We start from the raw sequence: 2,781 nt of genomic DNA, 5'->3' as shown, positions 1-2,781 counted from the left end.
ATTAAGATTTCGACACCTTTATCAAAACGGGTAACTTTCTCTTTTTCAAGAAGAATGTACGATCAAGTCTGAACTAATACACTTAAAGGCTAAGTGAACTTCCAAAAATTTTCTTAAATTATTACCAAAATTATATGATATATCTTCATTAATTTCAGATTCGCTAATTTTATGAATTTGATAAATTTTGGAAAAAAGGTAATGGTATTCTGTGGAATACTTTTTTATATGTTCTGGTATTAGTTTGATATGACTTTCAGTAGCATTACGTTCAATGATGAAGTATTCAATATTTCGCTTTGTTACAGGTTTAATACTCTTTAAATATTTAAAGAACTCTAAGTTATGTGTAGTAATAAATAACTGTTTATATTTCCCCTCATTTTGTTCATTCGGCCTGCACAGCTCTGAATCAATTAATCCAAAAACAAAGAAAATATTATTATTATCCAAACTACTAATAGGATCATCAATCCAAACTATTGTTTCTTTTAAATCAGCATCTTTCAGCGTAGCCATAAAATAGCAAAATGAAATAAGGCTACACTCCCCTTCACTTAAATACTGTGCTTCTTTGCCATGTCTTATAATTTTAAAAGAAGTATTATTATCTTTGGCAACTAGTTCCAAGTGATGAGCAGAAAAGTACCGATTCAAGTATTCATTAACCAGCGAAAGACCTGATTCTTTGGACACACGTTTTGTTTTAAGAACCTCCAACTCTTCTGTAAATTTTTGATGATTTTCTAAAATAGTGCTTTGAGTCTGTTTAGCTTTTTCTTTTTCTTCTACACATTTTTTAATTAATTTCGAAGTATTCTCATAATCAATATATAGAAGGAATTTGAATAAATTATCATCTTTTAATTTTTTTTGAGCGATCTCTTTGGTTTTTATAAAGTCTTGATTTCTAGCATTATGAAGCTGAACATACCCATCTACTTCGGTTATAAAATTACTATATTGGTCAACAGATATGTTTAAATTTTCAATTTTAATAGATGTATGTAATTTATTTTTTTTCTTATTTAACTCAACAATCAATTGTTGATTAAAATTGGATAGTTTAGCCAATTCAAGCTCTAATTTTTGCTTATGATCAATATATCCCTTCTGCAAATCTCTATAAAACAATTCACTATTCGGCAATTCGTGGTTAATAAAATTAGTAATTTTTTTATTATTAGATTCGATCTGTTTAATCAAATCATCAATTTTTTGGCTAAGTTCTAAAATTTTTTTATCGAAATAATTATCTAATTTTAATAAACGATCAGTACTAATTTCGCTACCACAAAAGGAACAGTTATCTAAATTATTGATTTTATGCAATTGAACTCCATTAAATGCCCAATTCGATAATTCCTGATTCTGATCTAACTCATGAATGATTTGACTAGGAGTCACTTTCTCTTTCAAAATCGCTTCAACATTTCGCCAAATTGTTGATATATTAATCAAGTTTAATTTGATGTCTTCAATATCTGACTTTTCAATATCTTGTATCTGTAATTCAAGTTTTTGGATCATTTCATCAGACAGGGGGACATAATAAAGAGGTTTAATTTCTCTTAAATCTCTTTCAAGATCAGTCCTTTCATACATGGCTTTAACACCATATATACTTCGATTTTCTTTAAGTTGTCTTGCATGTTTGGCACATTCTTCTTTTAGTTTGTTCATCTCAGACTTTTCTTTTTTTTCTGTTTCCATAAGTCTTGAGTTTGCTTTAGCAATATAATAACTAAAGGTCTCAGGATTATTTATATCTTCCTCTAAATATAATTTTACTTTTTCTATAATTTTTGCAATTTCGATATTTTCCTGTCCCAGTACGCTAAAGGCTTTGATGTTGCCCTTAGAGTCTTTATCCCAACCCAAGTTATTATCTACGAAATCCTTGTTGTACACCCTTACATTACGAGAACAATTCTGAATGGTATGAGCAAGGTAACTTTGATTATTTTCAAATTTCAATTCATAGCTGCACCCATTATAGTAAGGATTGTTTTGTTTAAACTCTATACATTGCATTAGTCGAGAAAGTGTTGTTTTACCTGAATAATTACGGGCATAAATGACATTTAATCTTTTAAATTGCTTAATGTTGGATTGCTTATCAAGTACTGTTTCATCCCAGATGAAATTTTGAAATATACCAAAGTTGCTAAGGTGATCTATCTTTAAAAGCATTTTAACCCCTAATTTTTAAGTAATTTTTTAAATTCTTTCAATAGTGTAATATAGCATTGGGTATGGCATTTTTAATGCTCTTTTAAAACTTCCAGTGCATATAAAATACTTTCTTTTGGGCAATACTGCTTTTTGGAAAACTTTTCCATTACAGCCGATCCAATAATTTTTTTATCTGCATTAAAGAAAAATATCTCTAAGTCATAAGGTACATTGACCATATTAAAACAGGTATAAATTGGCTTTTTCCATGTAAAGACTAAAGGCTTTAATGAAGGATTTTCTTTAAAACCTATTTCTTGATCATGTTCCCTATAGAGGTATAGAGCCGTTAATTTTTTTCCATTAAAGCTAAACGTCTTTACTTCTTTATCTTGATCAAAGTAAGGGTTATAAACCTGTTTAAAGGCCATAACAGACACTACTATTAAAAGAGCTATAAACGCTGCATATTTTAATTTCAATTCCTGTTATTCCTTTTAGCCAGGTGGCAAGTCACATGCAAAAAAAATTATCTTAGTCATGACTAATTTACTTAACACTGGCTTTGTTGCACAAAGATTTGAAATGCAAAGCGCCCCTAATTGA

2 protein-coding genes are annotated in these 2,781 nt (G+C 29.0%); both read right to left on the bottom strand.

Annotated features, from left to right (window positions below):
* Positions 1-45: 45 nt before the first annotated feature.
* Positions 46-2,193, bottom strand: coding sequence for an AAA family ATPase (locus tag N518_RS0115040; RefSeq protein ID WP_026444474.1), 2,148 nt, complete (start codon positions 2,191-2,193; stop codon positions 46-48).
* 71 nt (positions 2,194-2,264) lie between these two features.
* Positions 2,265-2,606, bottom strand: coding sequence for a DUF192 domain-containing protein (locus N518_RS0115035; protein WP_026444473.1), 342 nt, complete (start codon positions 2,604-2,606; stop codon positions 2,265-2,267).
* Between the last annotated feature and the right edge of the window lie 175 nt (positions 2,607-2,781).

Source organism: Acinetobacter sp. UNC436CL71CviS28 (assembly GCF_000620525.1).
Taxonomy (GTDB): Bacteria; Pseudomonadota; Gammaproteobacteria; order Pseudomonadales; family Moraxellaceae; genus Acinetobacter; species Acinetobacter radioresistens.
Note: the sequence above shows the minus strand (reverse complement) of the source record. Positions and strands in the feature narration are given on the sequence as shown.

What these genes read in the sequence shown, in the direction of transcription:
- N518_RS0115035 (WP_026444473.1), bottom strand. Translation starts at nt 2,606, where the DNA reads ATGGCCTTTAAACAGGTTTATAACCCTTACTTTGATCAAGATAAAGAA.
- N518_RS0115040 (WP_026444474.1), bottom strand. Translation starts at nt 2,193, where the DNA reads ATGCTTTTAAAGATAGATCACCTTAGCAACTTTGGTATATTTCAAAAT.